Source organism: Actinomadura livida, assembly GCF_014648675.1.
In the GTDB taxonomy this organism is placed as follows: Bacteria; Actinomycetota; Actinomycetes; order Streptosporangiales; family Streptosporangiaceae; genus Spirillospora; species Spirillospora livida.
In genome coordinates, this window is sequence record NZ_BMRO01000018.1 from 17,698 (window position 1) to 37,177 (window position 19,480).

At 71.3% G+C, this 19,480-nt stretch carries 18 protein-coding genes and 1 pseudogene; 6 read left to right on the forward strand and 13 right to left on the reverse strand.

The features are described from left to right. Window positions 1-553, reverse strand: a 553-nt coding sequence (gene rpsD, locus IEZ03_RS31995; RefSeq protein ID WP_189241254.1) for a 30S ribosomal protein S4, incomplete at its 3' end; no start/stop codon positions are given. Window positions 554-621: 68 nt separating this feature from the next. Here rpsD and IEZ03_RS32000 point away from each other — a divergent pair. Together IEZ03_RS32000 and IEZ03_RS32005 are read left to right on the forward strand one after the other, a co-directional pair. After that, window positions 622-1,419, forward strand: a complete 798-nt coding sequence (locus IEZ03_RS32000; protein WP_184887967.1) for a DUF2470 domain-containing protein — start codon at window positions 622-624, stop codon at window positions 1,417-1,419. Between the two features lie 278 nt (window positions 1,420-1,697). Further along, a complete protein-coding gene (locus tag IEZ03_RS32005; protein ID WP_184887965.1) occupies window positions 1,698-2,879 on the forward strand; it encodes a trans-sulfuration enzyme family protein in 1,182 nt (393 codons plus the stop codon). Here the strand turns inward: IEZ03_RS32005 and IEZ03_RS32010 are convergent. Together IEZ03_RS32010 and IEZ03_RS32015 are read right to left on the reverse strand one after the other, a co-directional pair. After that, entirely contained in the window at window positions 2,876-4,039 is a 1,164-nt protein-coding gene (locus IEZ03_RS32010) for a DUF5925 domain-containing protein (protein ID WP_229808709.1), read from the reverse strand. The genes IEZ03_RS32005 and IEZ03_RS32010 overlap by 4 nt on opposite strands. A gap of 57 nt (window positions 4,040-4,096) precedes the next feature. After that, the gene (locus IEZ03_RS32015; protein WP_184887962.1) at window positions 4,097-4,876 is read right to left on the reverse strand and encodes a lysophospholipid acyltransferase family protein; all 780 of its coding nucleotides are present in this window, start codon (window positions 4,874-4,876) and stop codon (window positions 4,097-4,099) included. A gap of 134 nt (window positions 4,877-5,010) precedes the next feature. On the opposite strand from IEZ03_RS32015, the gene IEZ03_RS32020 reads away from it, so the two are divergent. Continuing rightward, window positions 5,011-5,862, forward strand: coding sequence for a hypothetical protein (locus tag IEZ03_RS32020; protein WP_184887960.1), 852 nt, complete (start codon window positions 5,011-5,013; stop codon window positions 5,860-5,862). Window positions 5,863-5,883: 21 nt separating this feature from the next. On the opposite strand, the gene IEZ03_RS32025 is transcribed toward IEZ03_RS32020, so the two are convergent. Beyond that, on the reverse strand, window positions 5,884-6,561 hold the full coding sequence (locus IEZ03_RS32025) for a uracil-DNA glycosylase (protein ID WP_184887958.1): 678 nt from the start codon (window positions 6,559-6,561) through the stop codon (window positions 5,884-5,886). A gap of 244 nt (window positions 6,562-6,805) precedes the next feature. Here IEZ03_RS32025 and IEZ03_RS32030 point away from each other — a divergent pair, with 244 nt between their 5' ends. Beyond that, window positions 6,806-8,266: a WS/DGAT/MGAT family O-acyltransferase gene (locus IEZ03_RS32030; RefSeq protein WP_184887956.1), complete on the forward strand. Its 1,461-nt coding sequence runs from the start codon at window positions 6,806-6,808 to the stop codon at window positions 8,264-8,266. On the opposite strand, the gene IEZ03_RS32035 is transcribed toward IEZ03_RS32030, so the two are convergent. Together IEZ03_RS32035 and IEZ03_RS32040 are read right to left on the reverse strand one after the other, a co-directional pair. Beyond that, window positions 8,238-9,272, reverse strand: coding sequence for a transcriptional regulator (locus IEZ03_RS32035; protein WP_184887954.1), 1,035 nt, complete (start codon window positions 9,270-9,272; stop codon window positions 8,238-8,240). The two genes, IEZ03_RS32030 and IEZ03_RS32035, sit on opposite strands and share 29 nt — an antisense overlap. 86 nt (window positions 9,273-9,358) lie before the next feature. After that, the gene (locus IEZ03_RS32040; RefSeq protein ID WP_184887952.1) at window positions 9,359-10,282 is read right to left on the reverse strand and encodes an NAD(P)/FAD-dependent oxidoreductase; all 924 of its coding nucleotides are present in this window, start codon (window positions 10,280-10,282) and stop codon (window positions 9,359-9,361) included. A 64-nt stretch (window positions 10,283-10,346) separates the two neighbouring features. Here IEZ03_RS32040 and IEZ03_RS32045 point away from each other — a divergent pair, with 64 nt between their 5' ends. Next, the gene (locus tag IEZ03_RS32045) at window positions 10,347-10,919 is read left to right on the forward strand and encodes a helix-turn-helix domain-containing protein (RefSeq protein WP_184887950.1); all 573 of its coding nucleotides are present in this window, start codon (window positions 10,347-10,349) and stop codon (window positions 10,917-10,919) included. Window positions 10,920-10,936: 17 nt separating this feature from the next. Beyond that, the gene (locus IEZ03_RS32050) at window positions 10,937-12,268 is read left to right on the forward strand and encodes an MFS transporter (RefSeq protein ID WP_229808710.1); all 1,332 of its coding nucleotides are present in this window, start codon (window positions 10,937-10,939) and stop codon (window positions 12,266-12,268) included. Here the strand turns inward: IEZ03_RS32050 and IEZ03_RS32055 are convergent. The 7 genes and pseudogenes from IEZ03_RS32055 to IEZ03_RS38310 form a co-directional block, all read right to left on the reverse strand. After that, complete coding sequence (locus IEZ03_RS32055) at window positions 12,228-12,830, reverse strand: hypothetical protein (RefSeq protein ID WP_184887948.1); 603 nt, start codon at window positions 12,828-12,830, stop codon at window positions 12,228-12,230. The two genes, IEZ03_RS32050 and IEZ03_RS32055, sit on opposite strands and share 41 nt — an antisense overlap. Next, window positions 12,827-14,095: a hypothetical protein gene (locus IEZ03_RS32060; protein WP_184887946.1), complete on the reverse strand. Its 1,269-nt coding sequence runs from the start codon at window positions 14,093-14,095 to the stop codon at window positions 12,827-12,829. Before IEZ03_RS32060 ends, IEZ03_RS32055 begins: the two co-directional genes overlap by 4 nt. A gap of 38 nt (window positions 14,096-14,133) precedes the next feature. Then, complete coding sequence (gene ddaH, locus IEZ03_RS32065) at window positions 14,134-14,964, reverse strand: dimethylargininase (protein ID WP_373293716.1); 831 nt, start codon at window positions 14,962-14,964, stop codon at window positions 14,134-14,136. Between the two features lie 252 nt (window positions 14,965-15,216). Then, the gene (locus tag IEZ03_RS32070; protein WP_184887944.1) at window positions 15,217-15,816 is read right to left on the reverse strand and encodes a hypothetical protein; all 600 of its coding nucleotides are present in this window, start codon (window positions 15,814-15,816) and stop codon (window positions 15,217-15,219) included. Further along, window positions 15,794-18,298 (reverse strand): DNA/RNA non-specific endonuclease, encoded by a 2,505-nt coding sequence (locus IEZ03_RS32075; protein WP_184887942.1) that lies wholly within the window; start codon window positions 18,296-18,298, stop codon window positions 15,794-15,796. The genes IEZ03_RS32070 and IEZ03_RS32075 overlap by 23 nt, the downstream gene beginning before the upstream one ends. 26 nt (window positions 18,299-18,324) lie before the next feature. Continuing rightward, window positions 18,325-19,170, reverse strand: a complete 846-nt coding sequence (locus tag IEZ03_RS37340; protein WP_229808719.1) for a hypothetical protein — start codon at window positions 19,168-19,170, stop codon at window positions 18,325-18,327. A 96-nt stretch (window positions 19,171-19,266) separates the two neighbouring features. Then, a pseudogene (locus tag IEZ03_RS38310) lies at window positions 19,267-19,446 on the reverse strand (fibronectin type III domain-containing protein); the annotation flags it as partial. Window positions 19,447-19,480 lie beyond the last annotated feature (34 nt).

Genomic DNA, 19,480 nt, shown 5'->3' on the forward strand with positions numbered 1-19,480 from the left:
CTTCGCGGTTCGGTAGGCGGGTGAGGCGGGCCGCCAGGGCGTCGTGGCGGACTTCCAGGTAGGGCGGGACGGTTTCGGTGTGTCCGCCGGCGGCGGCGATCTGGAAGGCGTCGATGCCGCGGCTGCGCGGGGCGATCGTGATGACGTCGTCCGGGCGGAGCCGGTAGGAGGGCCGGTCGACGCGGCGGCCGTTGACCAGGACGTGGCGGTGCACGACGAACTGGCGCGCCTGGTAGATGGTGCGGGCGAATCCGGCGCGCAGCACGAGGGCGTCCAGCCGGCGCTCCAGGCCGATGAGGAGTTCGTCGCCGGTCTTGCCCCCGGCCTTCGCGGCCTTGGCGAAGGCGTTGCGGAGCTGCGCCTCGCGGATGTTGTACTGCGCGCGGAGCCGCTGCTTCTCGCGGAGCCGGAGCTTGTAACCGGACTCCTGCTTGCGGGCCCGGCCGTGCATGCCGGGCGGGTAGGGGCGGGCTTCGAAGTACTTGACGGCCTTCGGGGTCAGGGGGATGCCGAGCGCCCGCGACAGGCGAACTTTCGGACGGGGGTTGTTCATCACGCTCCTCAAGTGGTTAGGTAAGCCTAAGTTAGGCAAGCCTAACCTACAAGTCGAGGAGGGCCACGGTGCCGCCAGCGGAGACCACGCAGAGCACGGAGACCACGAACGGGCCGACCGCGGCGGAGCGGGCGCGGACCCTCGCCTACGGCATCGCGGACGGCGTCCTCGTCACGCCGGGCGTCCCGTACGCGCCCGTCGCGGCGTACTCGGCCGACCGGGACGGCAGGCCGCTGCTGCTCGTCCGCACCGCCTCGCCGGCCGCCGCCGCGCTCGCCACCGAACCCGACATGCCCGCGACCCTGCGGATCTCCGACGTCGCCCCCGTCACGCTGGCCGACCGGGTCCGCGGGCGGGCCTGGCTGCACGGCTGGCTCACCGAGGTCCCCCCGGAGGAACTGCGCGCCGCGGCGCTCCGGCTCTCCCGCGTCCACCCCCGTCCCGAACTCCTCGACCTCGGCGACGAGCGCCGCGGACGCCGCGGCGAGGACGAGTGGACGATCCTCACGCTGGAGGTCGCGCAGGTCGAGGTCGACGACGCGTGGGGGAGCGCCACCCTGGAGCCGGAGGAGTACGCCGACGCCGCGCCCGACCCGTTCGTGGCCATCGAGGCCGGCATCCTCACCCACCTGGACTCCCGCCACCGCGACGAGCTGACGGGGCTGCTGCCCGCGTCCGTCCCGGCCGGGCCCGTCCGGCCGCTGGCGCTCGACCGGTACGGCATGTGGCTGCGCTGCTCCGCCCCGCCGGACGCGACCACGTCGTTCGACCTGCGGCTGGCGTTCGCCGAGCCCGTCAGCGACCTCCACGGCCTGCGCCGCGTGTACCGCCGCCTGTTCGCCCGCGCCGCCCGCAGCGACCCGTGAGTAGAGCGACCCGTAAGTAGTACGTACGCCCGCGACCCTGAGTTATCCACATGATTTGGCCGTGTTCTCCCGGATGGTGGAGCGGTGCCCTTCCGGGAGATGCTCGTCATGCCGGCCGGGACACAGGCCGTGACCGACCGGACGGCCCGATCACCGGTTCGCCCTCGCGGGGTGGGCGCACCGGTGAACGGGCCGCTTAGTTGTTCGCGGTCGTTGCGCGGGCCACTGGTCGGGATTGGCCGTTTTGCATGGGCGGTGCTGGGCCGCAGGGTGAAGGTATGACCGGACTTCATCCGCAGACCCGTGCCGTGCATCCGCCAGTGATCGTCCCGGAGGGCAGCGAACCCGTCGGGGTGCCCATCTACCAGGGACATCTGTTCTCGTTCGACAGCGGTGACGGGCTGGCCGCCGCGTTTCAGGGGCCGGACGAGGCGTTCTTCTACGGTCGGATGGGCAACCCGACTGTCCGCTCCCTCGAACGGGCCGTCACCGAGTTGGAGGGTGGCGCCGGGGCACTCGCCACTGCCTCCGGCATGGGTGCGATCAGTGCCGTGCTGCTGGCGGTGCTGGGTAGTGGTGACCACGTCATCGCGCAGTCCGCTCTCTACGGCGGCACGCACGCGCTCCTGCTGGACCTCGCCGAGCGATGGGGCGTCGAGGTCACCTTCATTCCGGGCGACGACCCCGCCGAGGTCCGGGACGCGTTGCGCCCCAACACCCGTGTCCTCTACCTGGAGACGGTCGCCAACCCCACCACCCACGTGACGGATCTGCCGGCGTTCACCGAGGCCGTCCGCGGACGGGACGTCCTCACCGTGGTGGACAACACCTTCACCCCGATCCTCTGCAAGCCCATCGAGCATGGGGTCGATGTCGTCATCCACTCGACGACGAAGTACCTCAGCGGGCACGGGGACGTCGTCGGAGGCATCGCGGTCTTCGCCGACTCGTCCGTCCACCATCGCGTCTGGAAGCACTCCCTCGAACTGGGGACCGCCGCCGCGCCGTTCGCCGCATGGCTGACCATCCGGGGCCTCGCCACGCTGCCGATGCGCGTGGCCCGGCAGAGCGCGTCCGCGCTGGACATCGCCGGACGCCTCGCCGCGCACCCGTCCGTCACCCGCGTCCACTACCCGGGGCTGAGCGACCACCCGCAGCACGAGGTGGCGCGCCGCCTGCTGCCGGACGGCGCGGGCGGCGTCCTCGCGTTCGAGCTGGCCGGCGGGCGGGACGCGGGCGGCACGTTCTCCGAGGCCGTCCGGCTCATCGGGCTCGGCCCGTCGCTCGGCGCGGCCGTGTCGCTGGTCATGCATCCCGCGAGCACGTCCCACCGGCAGATGGACGCCGCGTCCCTCGCCGCCGCCGGCATCGGCGAGGGAACCGTGCGGCTGTCCATCGGCCTGGAGCACCCCGACGACCTCTGGGCCGACCTCGAGCAGGCCCTCGCGAAGGCCGCCTAGAGGTAGAAGCCGGTCGCGGACACCGGGGTCTCCTCGGTGTCCGGGCGGCGCTCGCCCTTGCGGAGCGCGGCGAGTTCGGCGAGCGTCGCGCCGTCCGCGCCGATCTCGTCGGGGGAGGCGTCCGTGCCCTCCAGCCACGCCGCGGCCTCGGTCCGGGTGAGCCGCCCCACGTCGATCTGCGCGAGGCACCGGCCGGGGCGCACGACCGCCGGGTGCAGCCTCGCGAGATCCTCGTTCGTGGTGATGGCCACGAGGACGTCCCGGCCCTGCCCGAGCATGCCGTCGGTGAGGTTGAGCAGCCGCGACAGGCCCTGGCCCGTCGACTGCTTGGCCTCACCGCGGATCAGCTCGTCGCAGTCCTCCAGGATGAGCAGCCGCCATCGGCGGTTCTCGTCCTCGTCGTTGCCGACGGCCACCTCCATCAGGTAGCTGGGCGTGCCGAACAGCGCCTCCGGGTCGAGGACGCAGTCGGACTGGCACCAGCCGTTCCACGCGCGGGCGAGGGCGCGCAGCGCGGTGGTCTTGCCGGTGCCGGGCGGGCCGTGCAGGAGCAGCAGCCGTCCCGGGACCTCCGGGCCGGTGAGCCGCATCACGTCGTCGAGGGCCTCGGCGACCGGCGCGGTGTAGTTGCGCCGGATGTCGTCCCACGGGTCGGCGGTGATCGAGCGCTCGCTGCGGATCGGGCCGTGCGTGCCCATGTGCCAGAAGCCCATCTCGACGCTGCTGTCGTCCACCTTCGGCGGCTCGGTCGCGTCCTGCACCGACGCGTCGAGGACGCTCTCGGCCAGTTCCTCGGTGACCGCGGAGACGGCGACGTAGGCGACGCCGTTCCGCCACCGGTTCGTCAGCAGCGTCCAGCCGTCGCCCTCGGCGAGGACCGACTCCTTGCCCTTCTCGTGCGCGACCCGCACGAGCCGGGCGCCCTCCGGGCGGAGCGGCGCGTCCGTGCGGACGTGCTCCAGCCGCGTCGAGCGCGACCATGGCTGCTCACCGGACGCGAAGGGGCGCAGCGACAGCACGTCCATCACGTCGGCCGGCGAGTTGCCGTCGTTCAGGTTGAAGACCACGGGCAGCGTGGACTCCGGCCCCGGGTCGGTGATGTTCTTGCGCGGTTCGACGAGATGCAGAACCTCCTGCGGCCTCTCCTGCGACATGGTCATGCCACAAATGATCAGGCGCGCCGGCGGATCGCGTCCACCGAATTAGCCGCGGCCGCGTCAGGCGTCCTTCTGCGCCTCGCGGGCCTCGCGGGCGGCCTTGCGTGCCTCGGCCTCCTCGAGGTCGAGCTTCGCGGCCTCCTCCGGCGTCGGCGCCGTGCCGCCGAGGTAGGCGGGCTGCCACCACGTCTCGTCCTGCCGCGGGACGTCGGGGTACTCGCGCTGCGCCCGCTCCAGCAGCTCCGACATGCGGGCGTGCAGGTCGCGGGTGACCTGCTCGTAGTCGTCGCCGCGCTTGGGGTACATCGGCTCGCCGACCAGGATCGTCACCGGCACGTTCCGCTGCAGCAGCCGCCGCTTGCGGCCCTTGGTCCACAGCCGCTGCGGCCCCCAGAGCGCCACCGGCACCAGCGGGACCTTGCCCGCCACCGCCATCCGCACCGCGCCGCTCTTGATCTCCTTCACCGTGAACGACCGGCTGATCGTCGCCTCGGCGAACACCCCGACGATCTCCCCGCCCTTCAGCGCCTTCAGCGCCGCCGCGTAGGACGAGGCGCCCGCGTTGCGGTCCACCGGAATGTGATGCATGCCGCGCATCAGCGGCCCGCCGATCCGGTTGTCGAAGATCTCCTTCTTCGCCATGAACCGCACCAGCCGCTTCGCCGGGTGCGCGGCGAGGCCCGCGAAGATGAAGTCGAGATAGCTGACGTGGTTGCTGACCAGCACCGCGCCCCCGGTCTCGGGGATGTGCTCGGTCCCCTCCAGACGGAACTTCACGTTGAGGGCCTTGAACAGCCCGAGTGCCGTCTTGATCACCGGCGGGTACACGATTTCGGCCATGGGAGCACCGTACTTGAGCCGTTCATGATCAGCGAGTGCCCCCGGGGATCGCGATGGATCCCACAACGGGGCCGAACTCTGAGAAGGTGGGGATAGACGTGATCCGCTGATGGGTGAAAGGGGATGAGCACTCTATGGAGCCGTTGGACGCGGCGGCGGACGTGCACGCGCTCATCCGCGACGTGCTCCCCGCGCTGGCGCCCAGCGCCTGGTTCGACTCCGGCACCTCCGAGGTGGTGCTCCCCGTGGGCCGGTCGGAGGCGCGGGCCTCCAGCTGGACGGTGCTGGAGCGCTGCTCCCGCGAGCCGCGCTCGGCGTGGCCCCGCGTGGTGGACGAGTGGGTGCGCGAGGTCGGCGACCGCGCGTTCCTCGCGGTCGGCGAGATGGAGCTGTTCGGCGACGTCCGGGAGCTGCTGCGGCTGCGCATAGTGCCGAAGCTCGCGCCGCGCGACCGCGAGGGCCTCGTCGTCGTCCCCGCCGGCGACCACTTCGACGCGATGGTGATGATCGAGCACCCGCGCTACGGCGGCCCGCTGACCAAGGCCCGCGCCGGCCTGCTCGGCCTGCACAAGCTCGGCTATGTGATGACGAACACCCATGACCGCGAGCTGGCCGACGTCGCCGTCCGCGACCAGCCGCTGCTGCCGGGCCGCAACGTCCGCGTCGTCACCAAGCCGGGCAGCCGCTACGTGTCGGCGCTGCTCAGCGAGGTCGACCAGTTCCTCCCGGGGCCGAACGAGCACGGCGCCCTGGTCGGCGTCCCGTGCCACAGCACGCTGCTGCTGTACCCGATCACCTCGACGGCGGTCCGCGAGGTCCTCCCGGTGTTCTCCGACGTCGTCCGCGAGATGCACGCCGACGCCGACGACCCCTGCGCCCCCGGCGTCTACTGGAGCCACGGCGAACGCCGCCTGACCCCCCTCCCCGCCTCCCCCGAGGGCTCCCCGGAGTTCTCCCTGCTCCTCCACCGCCTCCCGGAGGAATGAGCCCGGGGCTCGGTCAGCCTGCTACGGCAGTTTCCAGTCGATCGGGCCTGTGCCCTGCTTTTCTAGGAGCTGGTTGGCTCTGGAGAAGGGGCGGGAGCCGAAGAAGCCGCGGTCGGCGCTGTAGGGGCTCGGGTGGGGCGACTCGATGCACGGGACGCCGCCGAGGAGCGGCTTGAGGTTGCGGGCGTCGCGGCCCCAGAGGATGGCGACCAGCGGGCCGCCGCGGGCGGCGAGGGCGCGGATGGCCTGCTCGGTGACCTCTTCCCAGCCCTTGTCGCGGTGGGAGCCGGGCTTGCCGGGCATGACGGTCAGCGCCCTGTTGAGGAGGCAGACGCCCTGCTCGGCCCACGGGGTGAGGTCGCCGGTGGACGGCTCGGGGTGGCCGAGGTCGTCGCAGTACTCGCGGAAGATGTTGACCAGGCTCGCGGGCAGCGGGCGGACGTCCGGGGCGACGGAGAAGCTGAGGCCGACCGCGTGCCCGGGGGTGGGGTAGGGGTCCTGGCCGACGATGAGGACGCGTACGTCGTCGAACGGCTGGGTGAAGGCGCGCAGGATGTGCTTCCCGGCGGGCAGGTAGCGGCGTCCGGCGGCGACCTCGGCGCGCAGCCAGTCGCCGGCGGCGGCGATCGTGCCCGCGACGGGCGCCAGCGCGGTGGCCCAGCCGGCCTCGACGATCTCCGGTAGTGGTCGTGCCGTCATGGCGCATCAGCCTAGTGCGATGATCTTGACGTCGTCCGCTTGATGAGGGTTGTGAAGTTTCTTGACCACATCAGGCCGGAAGAACGCAAAATCTTTACAGGGGTACTTGAAACCTGCTGATGAACCCGGTGATACGTCCTGTTAAGTCCGGGTTACTTCCTATCGGCCCGCGTTGACCTGCCGCCCCCGGAGCGCATAACTCCTAGAGGGTAAGGCACGGCAGGACGAGCGGACGGACTAGAGCATGACTCAGCTGACCACCGTGGACGCCACGTTCCTCAACGCGGAGACCGGCACCACCCACGCGCACATCGCGGGGCTGGGCATCGTCGACGCGACCTCGTGCCCCGGTGGCAGGCTCACCGTGCCGGCCGTCGCCGAGCTCGTCCGCGGCCGCGCGCACCTGGCGGCCCGCCCGCTCCGGCAGCGGCTCGTCCAGGTGCCCTTCGGGCTGGACCGCCCCTACTGGGAGGACGACCCGGACTTCGACCCCATGCACCACATCTTCGAGGTCGGCCTGCCCGCCCCCGGCACCGACCGGCAGCTCGCCGACACCGTCGCGCGGCTCCACGAGCAGCCCCTCGACCGCTCCCGGCCGCTCTGGGAGATGGTGCTGATCCAGGGCCTCGTGGGCGGCCGGACGGCCGTCTACGTGAAGGTCCACCACGCGGCCATCGACGGCGTGATGGCCGCCGAGACGCTCGCCGCGCTGCTGGACCTGTCGCCCGAACCCCGCGACCTCCCCGCCGACGAGACGGCCCCCGTCCGGGCGCCCGGCACGGCCGAGATGCTCGGCAGCGGGCTGCTGCGGGCCGCGCTGCACCCGGTCCGCAGTGCCGTGTCGGTCGCGCGCACCGCCCCGTACTTCGCGGACATCCCCGGCGTCGCGGCGATCCCCGGCGTGGGGATGCTGTCGGCGGCCGTGCAGGGGGCGCTGCGCCGCCCGGCGGCACCGCGGGCACCGCGGATGAGCGCCCCGCCGACGCCGTTCAACGAGCCGATCGGCCGCCGCCGCGCCGTCGCCTGCGGGGAGCTCCCGCTGGACGAGATCAAGCAGATTAGGCGGGGCCTCGGCGGCAGCGTGAACGACGTGGTGATGGCGCTGTGCGCGACGGCCCTGCGCAAGTGGCTCGACAAGCGCGGCGACCTGCCGGACCGCCCGCTCGTCGCGGCCGTCCCGGTGTCGCTGCGGCGCAGCGGGGCCGCGGCGGAACCCGGCAACCAGGTCTCGATCATGACGACGCCGCTCGCCACGCACGTCCCCGACCCCGCCGACCGGTACACCGCCGTCCGGCGGGACATGGACACCGCCAAGCGGCGCTTCGTCGGGTCGTCCGGGAGCTGGGTCCGGGACATGAGCGGCCTGCTCCCGGCGCCGATCGCCGGCGCCGCCACCCGGTTCGCGCTCCAGGCCGCGCCGAGCCTGTCGCTGCGCCCGCTCAACCTGATGATCTCGAACGTGCCGGGCCCGCAGTTCCCGCTCTACCTGTGCGGGGCGAGGGTGCTCGGCTACTACCCGATCTCCGTCGTCACCGACGTCACCGGCGGCCTCAACATCACGGTGTTCTCCTACGACGGCAAGGTGGACGTCGGGATCGTCGCCTGCCGCGACCTCGTCCCCGACCCCTCGGAGATCGTCGACCACCTGGTGGACGCGCTGGACGAGCTGAAGGACCTCAGCCGCGAGGCCCTCGCCGAGGACTGAGCCCTGGCACGAGCATCCGCCGGTGCCGCCACGCCAAAGCGAGCGCGGCGGCACCGGCCGGTTGCGCGGGGTGCGGGACGGTCCCGTCGAACGGCGCCAGCGACACCTCGCCCTCGTCGTTGACGGACACCAGCCCGCCGAAGAGCTCGCCGAACGCGTCGTCGTCGATGACCACGGCGGTGAGGAGGTCGAGCGCGAATGTCAGCGGGTCGACGCCGAGGCCCAGGAAGTACGGCCGCACGCGCCCTCGTTCGCGGGCGGCGGTCATCTCCCGGTGGAAGGGCCACTCCGACTGGACGAAACCGTCCCCGTAGTCCTCGCTCGTGCCGAGCAGCTCCTCCGCGTACTCCCGCACCATGCAGGCCCACATGTCCGGCGGCTCGTCGCCGAGCGGCTGGAAGACGCCCACCGGCATGACCTGGTAGAGGCCGCCTGCGTGCGCGACCTTCGCCGGGTCCCGCCGGTGCAGGACGTACGAGCCGGACGCCACGAGGGTCACCGTCGTGATCGCCGGGAGGGCGGCGCGGCGGGTCAGGTCGCGGGGGTCGCCGATCCGGTCGCGCAGCGGCAGCGCGTGCGCCCCGTCCATCCCGGCGGCGGCCAGCTCGTGCGCGACGGCCTCGCCAACGTTCACGCCGTCGAAGTACCGGGCGGGGCCGAGCCGCAGCACCGGCGGGGCGGCGGCCAGGAGGCGGTAACTCGGACGGTCCTCGAACACGCGGGGCGGCGCGAGCGCGGCCATGGCCTCGGCGTACGTGCGGTAGCCGCTCGGCAGCCCGTCGGCCGGGTCGGCGACGGCGGGCGGGACGGGACGCGGCTCCCACTCCAGCCGGACGGACTCCAGCGGGACCGGCGCCTCCGGGACCCACCCCTCATGGCACAGCAGCGACGTCCCCGCCACCCGCGCAATGCCCGGATAGAGCTCGCCGGCGGCCTCGCCAAGCCCCCCGCGCCCGCCGTCCAGCACCCCCCGCTCCGCCCGCCACCGCGCCTCACCACCCCGCACCCCGCCAGCCTAAACGTTGACTTGCGGCGTGTTGTTGTTATGGCGGGCCGGATAACAACAACACGCCGCAAGTGAACGTGGTTCGGTCAGGCGGCGAGCTTCGATGCGATCTCCGCCTCGATCAGCTCGGCGTTGATCATGGCGCCGGCCATGGCGCCGGCGGAGGCGGCGATGATGACCTGCCCCATCGGGTTGACGACGTTGCCCGCCGCCCACACGCCGGGGACGCTCGTCCGGCCCGTCTCGTCCGCCTCCACGAAGCCGTCGTCGCCGAACGCGCAGCCGAGGTCGGTGGCCGGTCCGGCCTTCGGGACGAACTCGGGGGCGAGGAACACGGCGTCGCAGCCGAGCACGGAGCCGTCCGCGAGCTCGATGCCGGTGACCCGGTCGTCCTCGACGACGACGCGCCTCGCCTCGCCCTCCACGACGCGGATGCCGCGCACGTCCAGGCGGGCGGCCTCCTCACCCTCCGGGGCCTCTCCGGTGACGAGCGTCACGTCCGGCGACCACTGGCTCAGCAGCGTCGCCTGGTGGAGGGACTTCGGGGACGTCGCCAGGACCACGATCCGCTTGTCGCGGACCTCCCATCCGTGGCAGTACGGGCACATCTGCACCTCGCGGCCCCACCTCTCCCGCAGGCCGGGGACGTCCGGGAGGACGTCGGTGACGCCCGTGGTGACCAGCACCTGGCGGCTCCGGAGCCGGGTGCCGTCGTCCAGCGTGACGACGAAGCCCGCGCCCTCCTCGTCCTTGGCCGCGTGCTCGACCCGCCCGTCGATGATCTCCGCGCCGTAGCCGCGGACCTCGGTCCGGCCGGTCTCCAGCAGGGCCTGCGGCGGCATCCCGTCGCGGGTGAAGAAGCCGTGCATGTGCTCGGCCGTCGCGTTGCGCGGCTCGCCCGCGTCCACCACGGTGACGGCGCGGCGGGCGCGGGAGAGCACGAGTGCGGCGCTCAGCCCGGCCGGCCCGCCGCCGATGATCAGTACGTCTCTTTCCACAGTCTCAGTCATACGGCGAGCGTGCGCGACGGCATGCGCTCTTGACAAACATCTTTGCCGATCCTGCAATAAGCGCATGGAGACCACGGAGGACGTCCTGGCCGCGGTGGGACCCCGGCTCAGGAGGCTGCGGCAGGAGCGCGGCGTCACGCTGAGCGCGCTCGCCGAGGCCACCGGAATCTCGGTGAGCACGCTGTCGCGGCTGGAGTCGGGCAAGCGGCGGCCGAGCCTGGAACTGCTGCTCCCGCTCGCGCAGGCCCACCACGTCCCGCTGGACGAGCTGGTCGGCGCCCCGGAGGTCGGCGACCCGCGGATCAGGCCGCGCCCCCGCAAGATGGGCGACATGACCGTCCTGCCGCTGACCAGGCGCCCCGGCGGGATCCAGGCGTTCAAGATGGTCGTCCCGGAGACCCGGTGGACGCCCGAGCCGCAGACCCACGAGGGCTACGACTGGCTGTACGTGCTGAACGGGCGGCTGCGCCTCCACCTGGCGGGCCGCGAGCTCATCCTGGAGCCGGGGGAGGCCGCCGAGTTCGACACCCGGCTGCCGCACTGGTTCGCCGGCGCCGGCGGGCCGGTCGAGCTGCTCAGCCTGTTCGGGCCGCAGGGGGAGCGGATGCACCTGCGCGCCAGACCCCGCCAGAAATGACATAAACTCGACTATCCGTGCAGACCCTCTCGGAACCCCAGGACATTCCCGCGAAGCAGAAGGCCGCCCCCATCGCGTGGGCCCTGTGGGGTATCGGCGTCCTCGCCTACGCCGTCGCCGTGCTGCACCGGACCTCCTTCGGCGTCGTCGGGCTCGACGCCGTCCACCGGTTCGACGCCTCCGCGGGCATCCTCGCGTCGTTCACCGTCCTGCAGCTCCTCGTCTACGCGAGCATGCAGGTCCCCGTCGGGCTGCTGCTCGACCGCATCGGCCCCCGCCGCATGGTGGCGGGCGGCGCGCTGCTCATGGCGGCCGGGCAGGCGCTCATGGCCGTCTCGACCGACGTCGGCACCGCCGTGGCCGCCCGCGTCATGGTCGGCGCGGGCGACGCCATGACGTTCATCAGCGTCCTCGGCATCGTCGCGACCTGGTTCCCGAACCGGTACGTCCCCGTCGTCACGCAGCTCACCGGGCAGCTCGGGCAGCTCGGCCAGGTGCTCAGCGCGATCCCGCTCGTCGCGCTCCTGCACGGCCCCGGCTGGGGGACGGCTTTCGGGTCGGCCGCCGCGCTCGGCGTCCTCGTCGCCGTGCTGTCCTTCGCGTTCCTCCGGAACGGTCCAGGCCGCGAGGACGCCCCGTCCCTGCGCGAGACGGGCGTCCACCTTGCCGAGACCTGGCGGCACCCCGGCACGCGCCTCGGCCTGTGGGCGCACTTCGTCACCCAGTTCACCACCAACACGTTCGCGCTGATGTGGGGCTACCCGTACCTGGTGTCGGGGCAGGGGATGCGGCCCGCGACGGCGTCCACGCTGCTGACGCTGTTCGTGCTGGTGAACATCGTGTCCGGCCCCGTCATCGGGCGGCTCGTCGCCTCCTACCCGCTGCGCCGCTCGTGGCTCGTCCTCGGCATCGTCGGGCTCAACGCCGCGGCCTGGGCGGCCGTCCTCGCCTGGCCGCCGCCCGCCCCCGCCTGGCTGCTGGTGCTGCTCGTGATGTGCGTCGCGCTCGGCGGCCCCGGCTCGATGATCGGGTTCGACTACGCCCGGACGTTCAACCCGCCCGGACGGCAGGGCACCGCCACCGGCATCGTCAACGTGGGCGGCTTCTTCGCCACGCTCGTCACGATCCTGATGATCGGCCTCGTGCTCGACGCCATGTCACCGGCCGGGGAGTTCACACCGGAGGCGTTCCGGGCGGCGTGGACCGTGCAGACCGTGATCTGGGCCGTCGGCGTCGCGGGCGTCCTGCGGAGCCGCGTGCGCGCCCGCCGCCACCTCGGCCTGCCCACCGGGCGGGTTAAGGGGCGGTCTACGGGGTGGCGTCGCAGAAGCCCGCGAAATCCTCGATGACGTCCCGGGCCGGGCCGTCCGCGTCGCGGAGCGCGACGATCGGGACCTCCAGGCCCGGCCGGATCGCCATGAGGTCGCCGACCGCGTCGACCAGCGCCCGCACCACCTGCCGCTCGGGATGACGCACGGCTCGTTCCACCGCTTCGGCGTAGCGCGGGTCCACGGCCGGGCGCCGCCCGTTGGCGCAGTTCCAGATGTCGGCCGCCCGGAGCCCGTTCAGCGCGCGGATCATCTGCGTCGACTCGGCCGGCGGCATCGACAGCAGGACGTCGAGCAGGTCGTCCGGCGAGACGGTCGGGACCGCGTCCCGCACCACGCCGAGCGCCTCCTCGACCGCGGCCTCGCTCTCCCCGGTGACGCGCACGACCCGGTGGCCGAGCAGGTGGACCTCGCTGTAGAGGACGAACGCGCCCGCGGCCTGCCAGGCCACCTGCTCCATCTCGCCGAACGCGGCCGTGCTGATCGCCGCGCGGAGCCAGCCGTGCCCGGCCGCCGCCGATTCGAGGACGGCCCGCTCGGCGTGCTTGCCGAGGAGCACCGTCCGCTCGTGCTCGTGGGTCACTCGTCCTCCCAGGTCCCGACCGGGTCGCCGTCCTCGTCCACCATGATCGCCGCGCCGCCGAAGTCGTCGCGGAACGCGTTGAAGGCGTCCGGGTCGGGCGAGTGGTCGAGCAGGGCCTCCAAGGCCGCCAGCTCGCCCGGGTCCCGCTCGGTCAGCGCGAGCTCCTGCAGCAGGAACCGGTGGCCGTACGTGTGCGCGATCATGGCGAGGTTCGCCCGCACGGCCGGGTGCGGATGCGCCGCCCACTCCCGCAGCTCCAGGCAGCGGCGCAGGTCGCCGTGCCAGAGCGCGGCCAGGCAGCGCAGGCCGGCGCCGACGGCGTCGGGGTCGTCCGGGTCGTCGAGGTTGCGCGCCAGGTCCTCCTCGACGCCGAAGTCCCAGCCGGCCAGCACGCCGAGCACGTCCAGCGGGAGGTCCTCCGGGTACCGCTCGTCGTGCACCTCGTTGATCCGCCGCACCACCGAACGGTGGGCCTCGGGGGACGGCCGGTACCGCACCGCCGCGCAGGCGACCTCGCGCGTGTGGACCTCGATGGACAGCTGCGAGCGGGAGTGCACCGTCCGCCACGTCATCGACGGGACGCGGCCGAGCCGCTGCATGCGGTGGCCGTCCCGGATCGGGGCGTGGTCCAGCAGCCGGGGCGCCGCGTCCCCGCCGGGGAACTCCTCGGGGTAGGGGTCCTCCTGGCGTGCGCTGCCCCACGGCTGCGGGTCGAGGAACTTCACGATCTTCGCGTACCGGTCGAGGGACGGGCCGTCCGCCATCACCAGATCGTCCCCGGCGGCGGCCTCCCACGGCGGGACGCCCTCCTCCGGCGGCACGTCCGGCACCGTCACCAGGTGGCGCAGGCCGAGGAACCCGCGGACGAACCCGGTCAGCCCGACGCGGGCCGCCGCCGGCGCGGGGAACGGCTCGCCCAGCGCCTCGCGGACGCCCGCCGCGCTCGGCTCGACCGGAACCCACAGCCACGCCGGGTAGAACCCGCCGGGCGCGCACCACAGCACGCCCGGCTCCTCCGGGTCGAAGTACCAGGCCGCCGCGAGCCGCTGCCGCGTCCATCTCCGGACCGTCTCGGGGCCCGTGCCGACCAGCAGCTTGCCCTTGCGCAGCAGCTCGTCCTCGGCGTCCAGGTGCTCGGGGCTCATCGCCCCGGACTCCTCGATGTGCTGCCAGGCCGGCTCCCAGTCGGCGGGATCCAGCCAGTCGACACCGAGCCGCGCACCGGTCAGCCCGCGCCACCAGTCCGGGATCGTGAAGTCGGTCACCGGGACAAGGTACCGGCTTCACCCGATATCAGGGCATGTCAGGCGCGGAGTTCGAGCGTGCAGCACTTGGGACCGCCGCCGGCTTTGCGCAGTTCTGACAAATTCACCGGTACGGGGTCGAAACCGCGGTCACGCAGCGTGCCGATCAGCTCCGCGGCCTCCGCGTTGACGACCACGTTCCGGCCGTCGCACACGGCGTTCAGCCCTAGCACCGCCGCGTCCCGCTCGCTCGCGATGACCGCGTCCGGGAACAGCCGCTCCAGCACCGCGCGGCTCCCGGGCGAGAACGCCCCGGGGTAGTAGGCGACGTTGTCGCCGCCGAGCGGGAACAGCGCGGTGTCCAGGTGGTAGAAGCGCGGGTCGACGAGCCGGAGCGTCACCACCGGCCGCCCGAGGAACTCCTGGGCCTCCTGGTGCGCGGCGATCTCCGTCCGGAAGCCCGTACCGGCCAGGATCACCTCGTCCAGCGTGAGGAAGTCGCCCTCGCCCTCGTTCGTGTACCGCGGCTCCAGCACGTCGGGGAAGCCGTTGTCCTTCAGCCACGCCGCGTACGCGGGCGCCTCCGCGTGCCGCTCGGGGTGCGCGAACCGCGCCCCGTACACGCGCCCGCCGACCACCAGCGCGCCGTTCGCCGCGAACACCATGTCCGGCAGGCCCTCGACCGGCTCGATCAGGCTCACCTCGTGCCCGAGGGCCGCGTACGCGGACCGCAGCGCCTCCCACTGGGCCACGGCCCTGTCCGCATCGGCGCCGAGCGCCGGGTCCATCCACGGGTTGATCGCGTAGGTCACGGCGAAATGCTCCGGCCGGCACATCAGGAAGTGCCGCCGCAGCGCGGTCCGGACCTTGCTCGGCTCCATCGCCGGCATGACGCTCATGCGTGTCTCCAGAAACGTCCGAGGGGATGAACAACCGGAAGCCTACGAACACGGCGCCAGTGATCCAATGCGTGAACCTTGCTCTGGCCTGGCATTTCGTTGCGTGTTCAGCCCGCTCGGGCCACCTTCGTTGCACGACTCCCGCGAGGGCCGGCCACACGGTCGTGCCGCCCTCAGCCGCGGGATACCGGTTCCAGCGGTCAGCACACCCGGCGACATCCCAGAGTGACGTGTGGAGAGGCGTCAATCGAAGATCTGCTCGACCTGCCAGTCCTCGCCGAGTGGGAAGTCCGCGGGGAAGGCGGGGCACCGCACCCGGCGGATCAGGACGGCGACGAGGAACTCGGTGATGGATCCTCGGTAGTGCCAGCAGTCCGGCTCAGACGCGACCACGATGGTCCAGTCGTCCGGATGCCCTTCAGTAAGCCAGCAGCAGATGCTGCCGTTCTCAGGCATGCCCCAGGCCATGAGTCCGCCCGCGTCCGGATAGATGGGGAACGGGACGCGGTCCGCAGTCGGTACGACCTCCTCTGCGCCGTCCGGTCGACCGGGAGTGTAGGTATGCAGCCGCGAGGGTTTGAAATCGCGCACGAATCGACTTTGAGTGGTCGCGTAGCGCAGTAGATCCACTAGGCCGTAGTCGTTGCGGGGTGGGTCCGGCGTGGCCGGATGCAGGACCGGGAGCCACTCATCGATCATCAGCAGCGGATAGCGGTCGGCCAGATCTCTGTAATCGTTCGGCAGGTCAGTCCCCAGTCGATGCCTCACCATCTGCCAGTCGACGACCGGCGGTTCGGCGAGCGGCGCGCCGAACCGCTCCTCAAGAAGTGCAGGGATCGTCATAGATGACCGATGCCCCCTCATCGTTGGTATTGATCACACAGGCGTCCAGGAAGAAGCCTTCCGAGCCTCGGGCGACGATATGGATCTTGTTGGGCATCGGGTACTCCAGGCTGGGCAGCGCATCGGGCCAGCCATCCGGACCGACGATCGACGGCCTTGGCTCGGTCGCGGACGGGCGGTCGGAGTAGACGGGAGTGACGTAATAATAGAACTCTTCACCGCCCCCCGCATCCAGGGCGCTCTTGATCTGGTTCTCCACCGGCCTCTGGAGAAGGTTGTTCGACGTGGCGAACTGGGAAACGATGTTGCTGGGAGTTGTCCCGCTTCCGCCCAACTGGCGTCCCAAGAGATGCCCGCGCTGGAACAGCCACACGAGTTTGCCGTCTGAGTTTGTTACCTGCTGGTTCCTGGTCGGCAAGGTAGCCGGTACATTGAGCTGCGAATCGGGATCGGCGATCGGCCAGCCGGGCGGCGTGATTCCTCGGCCGGCATCGGAGCCTTCCGTAAGGCCCGGGCACAATTTCACGCGGATACCGGTGCGACGACCGTGCTGGCCGACGTAACCATAGTCGGGGTTGTTGCATCTGGCGAGGCCGCCGTGCCGTCCCGGAACCTTGTAGCGCTGGTACCAGACTGCGTTCGTGCAGTCGTCGGGTTGGCATTTCTCGCTGCTGACGCCTGCCGTCGCGTCACTGGAGAGCGCTACCGCAAGGCCCTTGACCGGGATGCGTGCGTCGGCGTCCAGATCGTAGATCCGGTTCGATGACTCGGTGTCGCCGGCGGAGCGTTTAGACGTGCCGACGAAGCGCCCATCGGCACTCATCGAAGTCATCCCTCCCCAGCCGGCCAGTTGGCCCCGTTCGCCGAAGCCCGCCGAGATCTTCTTCACGTATGCCTCGGCAATTGTTCTCGACGCATCGAGTGGGAGATATTCCAGCGTGTAGCCGATGGTCAAGCCGTCGCCCGACATACTCGGCCGACTAAGGCGCATGTAGTTGTTCGCGCTATAGTCGACCGTGAGTTGGATGGCCGTATCCCCGGAGGCGAGATCATAGGTTCTGAGGTGCTGGGTGAACTGTTCCTCCGGATCGGACGAGCTGAGGTGTTCGGTCACCCATGCCACGATTTCGCCGTTGGCCGCCATGCGCATGGTGCTGTGGTGGGGGTAGTCGTAACGATCGTCGGAGTAGCATGCCCCCAGGCCCATGTTGTATTCCTGGCCGCATTGGTAGATGAGATGCGCGGTGCCGTCCCGGTTGACGAGTTGTCCCTTCCGCAGGCCGGATAGGACGCTGCCCGACGGATGCCATGTGTTGACCAGTACGGTCTCACCGTCGCCGCTCAGCCCATTGAGGGTGAGCGGGAATGAGCTCTCCGTGCTGGCGGCTGCCGTCCATGTTCGCTGGGATGACAGGTCGTGGACGAGTACGTCACCGGCGTAGGCGCCGTCGGGGGCGGAGATGAAAGCCGCCTGACTCCCGTCTCGGCTGACGAAGAATGTGGGAGAACCGAGAGGCTGGGGCGTTGCGCCGTCCGCTGCGCGGGAGGCGAGGTCGATCCGCCCGGTGACGGTGTCCTTTCTGAGTAGGTAGAGCGCAGAGCTGCTCGGATCGCGGGCCTCGGCCGGGACGAGGTTGCTGCCGGCGACCGTGGTGAAGAACACGTGGCGGCCATCGCCCGATACTCCGATACCGCCACCGCCCGTGTAGACGTCGTGCGCGCCGGCGTAGTTGGTCTCATCGGGATGGCCTGCCGCGTCTACCGCCATATTGACCGCATCACCTACCGGCTCGATCCCCGCGGTAGGGGTGACCGTGACCGATGCCGATGGCGGGCCGTACCCGTCGGTGCTTATCGCGATGACGTGGACGGCGTATGCCACACCGGCCTTCAGTTCGGGCAGTCGATAGGAGCGGTCTGCGGCGAGGGTGTAGCCGATGGTCTCGTAGGCTTCTGCTGGATTCAGCGGGACCGCATGGATGGCGTATCTCTCGATGCCGACCAGTGTGTCGGGATGAGGCTGCCAGCTGACCAGGACCGATAGCGGCCCGGGTTTCGCGGTCACGTTGACGGGTGCTCCCGGCCGGCCTGGACCGACCACGACCACCGCTTCGGCGTCCGGGTCGTCCACCCCGCCCTGCCGCACGGCACGGACGACGGCCGTCCCCTCGGTATCGGAAACGAAGACGCCCTGGTCGTCGATCGATCCGGGCCCGTCCACAACCGACCAGGTCACCGGCCCCTCGGAGGCGTTGTGGGTGACGACGTCGAAGTCGACCGGCTCCCCGCGCTGGGTACGTGCCCGCGCCGGTTTAAGCGATATCCCCCGGAACGGACCGTCGGCGCTTCTGAGCACGACGGAGAACCCCTTGGAGGCTTCTAGCGGCGTGCACTCACTGGACCACGCCACGCAGTCGCGAACGACGGCACCCGCGCTCACCTTCCACCACGGGTCGGCGTTCACGTCCGCCTCGAGCGCCACGTTCGGGCTGGCCTCGACACCGACCCCTAGGGTGTCGGCGAACGAGACGAAGTGCTTGCCGAGGCATCGACGCGGGCTGAGGCGCTCCCGTCGAGTTCGGGCCGCCCGACCGTGGTGCGATTGGTGAAAGTGGGAGTGAAGTCGGCCCTCTTGCCGTCGATCTCGGCCGTCATTCCCGCATCGATGTCGTGCCGGGCTTCGAGCGTCACGGCGCCGGACGCGTCGGCGTGCACTTTGGCCGCCAGGATGGTCGTGAAGGTGAGAGGAATCTTGAATCTCCCGATCCCGACCATCTTCCGGAAAGTCCATTTCCCGAGCGGGATTTGCCTGCTCCAGGTTTCCTTCCGGTCGGTGTGGAGCCGTACGTGCCCGGACAGGTTTGCGGTGACCGAGACCCGTCCCGTGAGTTTTCTGTTGCGCAGCCGCGCCTCGTAGGTGAGTTTCGGGGTGAGCGTCAGGTCGGCGTCGATCCGGCCGTTCTGGCCGACGTCCCTGCTGAACGAGACCGAGATCGGGTCCGGAGAGAATCCGTCCGATCGGGTGCTCCCGCGCTGCTGGGATCCCGCCGGGCCGCTGACCAGATCGGCCGCCCCGAGGGTGAGTGCCCCGGAGAAGCCGCCCTCGTCGATGAGGTCCTCGATCGCGGCGGGCATCGTGCTCAGCGTCACTGCGGTACCCGCCGTGCGCACCTGAGTGATCTTACGGATCAGGCCGTTGGGCGCGGCACTCGACTGGGGGACGACCAGGTACCGCCCCGGTGTCAGGTCGACGACCTCCTGCGGTGCGTCGGCGAAGACCAGGGTCCCGTCGTCGTCGGCCTCGGTGAGCGCCTGCGCCGCCGCGGGACTCAGCTCCCACGGCTGGGTGGCCATCGTCAGCTCGGGGGTGATCGGGCGGGTCGCCGGGGCGGCGCCGCCGGTGCCGTCCGCGCTGGTCGCCGTCACCGTGAACGTGTACTCGACGCTCGGGTCGAGACCGCCGACGGTGACGGCGCAGGTGCTTCGGCCGGTTTCGCATGAAGTGGTGCTTGCGGTGTGCTCCCCCGGGGCGGTGGTCACGGTGTACCGCTGGATCGGGGCCGTTCCGGTGTCGGTGGGAGGGCTCCAGGCTACTTGCGCCTCTCCCTCGCCGGTGGCCGCCGCCGTCACGTTGCCCGGCGGCTGGGGCGGCCGCCGGGCGATG